Source organism: Pseudoalteromonas sp. Z1A6 (genome assembly GCF_011378745.1).
Taxonomy (GTDB): domain Bacteria; phylum Pseudomonadota; class Gammaproteobacteria; order Enterobacterales; family Alteromonadaceae; genus Pseudoalteromonas; species Pseudoalteromonas arctica.
In genome coordinates, this window is sequence record NZ_WTKW01000453.1 from 1 (window position 1) to 2,734 (window position 2,734).

Below are 2,734 nucleotides of genomic sequence, written 5' to 3' on the forward strand. Positions count from 1 at the left end.
AAGCCGGTAAGTGATTAGTCACTTACCGGCTTTTACTCGTTTGGGGGGAGGTAAAGCTTGTTATAACTCGTTGATTTTACATTCCACGTCTTTAAGTTCAATAGTTGCTTTACTATCAAGGTGGCGTATATAGCATTGCTTGCCTTTAATCATCAATTCAAACTGATCGGGTGTATTGCGACTTTGCGTGTCGATAATATTATTACCATCTACATTGCTAAGGGTTACTGTGCTGCTGGTAGTAAATACATCATCAGCTAATTGAGTCTCTTGCATATGTACAAGTGTTTTAATTGCTTTGCTAACCGCTGTTTTATTTGGCTTTGCCAGTAGAGCATGTTGCAGCTTAGGTGTCGGGTCTGGATTTTGAGATATGCAGCCATTGAGAAAAAGCGCTGAAAATACAACGATTAGTAAAAAGTACATTTTCATAAATTGGCCGTATTATCATAAAAAGAGAGTTTAATATAACTAGTTTTACTTACACTTGGTAGTAGTGCTTAGCGTTTGCATAGCTAAGGTCATGCCATGTCTTATCGTTTGAGCATAGCGCCTTATGGCAGTGCCATAGGTTGTTGTAGCTTGTATTTATTTGGCACACAGGGAAGTTGCTAGCAAACATAATACGCTGCTGGCCAAAGTGATTAAAAAGAAAATTAAAACACGCGGCTTGTTGCTCACTGGTGAGCCTAAGTAATTCAAAACCAGAGAATTTAATTGCTATGTTGTCATGCTGAGCAAGTAACTCAACACCTTGTCGCCAATCATTTAAATTACTTGGCAACCCTGCATGATTAATTATAATTTGAAGCTGCGGTAGCTGCTTAGCGTAGTAAGCCACTCGTTTGGTTATTTCGCTGTTTTCAATATCAAACTGAGCTCCAAAATGCAGTTGGGTATCTGATAATATTGTTAGGTTTTTAAAACTATTAGCATCTAATAAACGCTTTGCGTCAGTACCTTCGGTTATATCTCTAATGCCACACAAACTCAGATGGGCTAAAGCTTCTAACGAGTTTATAAACTCATCAGCCGATGAGTCAATTTGGTTGTAGCTAATGGCTTTAAATGGAATACCTTTTAAATGCGAGTCTAGCCAGTTTAGCTCGTTAATAGGGGAGGTGTTATCGAATCCGGCTTCTATATGAACAAGCCCTACTAGCTCAAAGTCAGTACTTTTAACAAGTTGCTGTGCACTTACTGGTTGTTTAATTTTTTCTAGGTTAGGCCACGCTGGTGGGTTAGCACCTTGTAGCCATGAGTATTGACCTTCTACTAAATTAAAAAAGTGTACGTGTGGGTCAATAATTTTTAGGCTCATTGCAGATTACTCATTGGGCAGTATTCATTGCGCTGTGTAACCACCATCAATACTTTGTAGGCTGCCAGTAATAAAGCTGGCATCGTCGCTTGCTAAAAAGCTCACAAGGGCGGCAACCTCGTCGGCTTGACCTAATCGGTTAAGCGGTTGCAGACTTGCTTCCTCGGCAACTATTTCAGCTTTGTTTGCGCCACTTTTTGCGCAGTACGCATCTATCGCGTTATGAAATAGCGGGGTTTCTATTGTGCCAGGGCATACCGCATTTGCTCTAATATTAAAACCCGCATAATCAAGCGCTGTTGTTTTAGCCATTGAGGCAAGGGCATGTTTTGTTAGGTTATACGCAAAAGAGTTTTGCTTACCTATAATTGCTTGATCGGAAGCGACTAATATAATAGCGCCGCCATTTTGCGCTTTCATGCTTGGCAATACGCTTTGTATTGCGGCATAAGCGCCTTTAACATTAAGCGCAAAAAGTGCATCGAGAGTTTGCTCGTCGGTGCTTTCTATATTTGCGCTTAAGTGTTTTCCAGCATTAGAAACAAGTACATCAATACGTTTGCTTTGTTCACAGATAGCGTTGATACAGCTTTGTACCGCCGATACATCACTTACATCACACTGATGAAATATACCGATTTCGCTCAGCTCTATATCAAGGTTATGTACTTCATAGCCATTGTTTAGCAAACGCTTAACTACGGCTAAGCCAATACCTTTTGTACCACCTGTAACGACTGCAACTTTAGACATACTTACTTCCTTTATTGCTAACTAGTGAGAGTGACCACAGCCGCCTTCAGCGTGCACATGTCCGTGAGAAACTTCTTCACTTGTTGCTTCACGTACCGATATAACTTCAACGTCAAACGTTAGCGTTTTACCAGCAAATGGGTGGTTTAAATCACAATCTGCGTTAAAACGACCAACCTTAACAATAGTAACCTGATGACGACCTTGGTTAGAGCTAACCATTGCTGTCATACCAGGTTTCCATACTTTAACATCGCCTTGTAGATGCTTAAGCGGAATACGCTGAATTAAGTCATCAACACGCTCGCCGTATGATTCACTTGGCTCTAGAGTTACACTAAATTTTTCGCCAGCTTCTTTGCCTTCAAGTGCTTTTTCTAAACCAGGAAGCATGCCTTCGCTGCCATGAATGTAAGTAAGTGGCGCTTCGTTTGTGCTACTTTCAATTTGCTCGCCCGCTTCGCTAAGGGTGTAATGAAATTCAACTGCTGAATTTTTGCTAATTTGCATGCTTGTCTCTTAAAATAATAACTATGTTAGGGCGCAATTTTACGCGAAATATACTTGTTTATAAACTTAACGTGGCTGATTTAGTGTTTTTTGTAAATTTAGCAGAAAATCTTTTTTTGTTGGGGCTGCTTTTTGCTTTTCAGCCTGTGG

General features: G+C 40.4%; 4 protein-coding genes. All 4 read right to left on the bottom strand.

Annotation, left to right across the window (positions count from 1 at the left end; all coding sequences use genetic code 11):
• Window positions 1–60 precede the first annotated feature (60 nt).
• From GQR46_RS18385 to GQR46_RS18400, 4 genes are read right to left on the bottom strand one after another with little or no spacing between them, the layout of a single operon-like run.
• Window positions 61–432, bottom strand: a complete 372-nt coding sequence (locus tag GQR46_RS18385) for a hypothetical protein (protein ID WP_165727109.1) — start codon at window positions 430–432, stop codon at window positions 61–63.
• A 49-nt stretch (window positions 433–481) separates the two neighbouring features.
• A complete protein-coding gene (locus GQR46_RS18390) occupies window positions 482–1,321 on the bottom strand; it encodes an amidohydrolase family protein (protein ID WP_165741972.1) in 840 nt (279 codons plus the stop codon).
• Window positions 1,322–1,345: 24 nt separating this feature from the next.
• Complete coding sequence (locus GQR46_RS18395) at window positions 1,346–2,074, bottom strand: SDR family oxidoreductase (protein WP_010554366.1); 729 nt, start codon at window positions 2,072–2,074, stop codon at window positions 1,346–1,348.
• Between the two features lie 21 nt (window positions 2,075–2,095).
• The gene (locus GQR46_RS18400; protein ID WP_007586440.1) at window positions 2,096–2,584 is read right to left on the bottom strand and encodes a peptidylprolyl isomerase; all 489 of its coding nucleotides are present in this window, start codon (window positions 2,582–2,584) and stop codon (window positions 2,096–2,098) included.
• Between the last annotated feature and the right edge of the window lie 150 nt (window positions 2,585–2,734).

Excerpts from the sequence above, each read along its gene's own strand:
- GQR46_RS18385 (WP_165727109.1), bottom strand. The coding sequence starts at position 432 with ATGAAAATGTACTTTTTACTAATCGTTGTATTTTCAGCGCTTTTTCTC.
- GQR46_RS18390 (WP_165741972.1), bottom strand. The coding sequence starts at position 1,321 with ATGAGCCTAAAAATTATTGACCCACACGTACACTTTTTTAATTTAGTA.
- GQR46_RS18395 (WP_010554366.1), bottom strand. The coding sequence starts at position 2,074 with ATGTCTAAAGTTGCAGTCGTTACAGGTGGTACAAAAGGTATTGGCTTA.
- GQR46_RS18400 (WP_007586440.1), bottom strand. The coding sequence starts at position 2,584 with ATGCAAATTAGCAAAAATTCAGCAGTTGAATTTCATTACACCCTTAGC.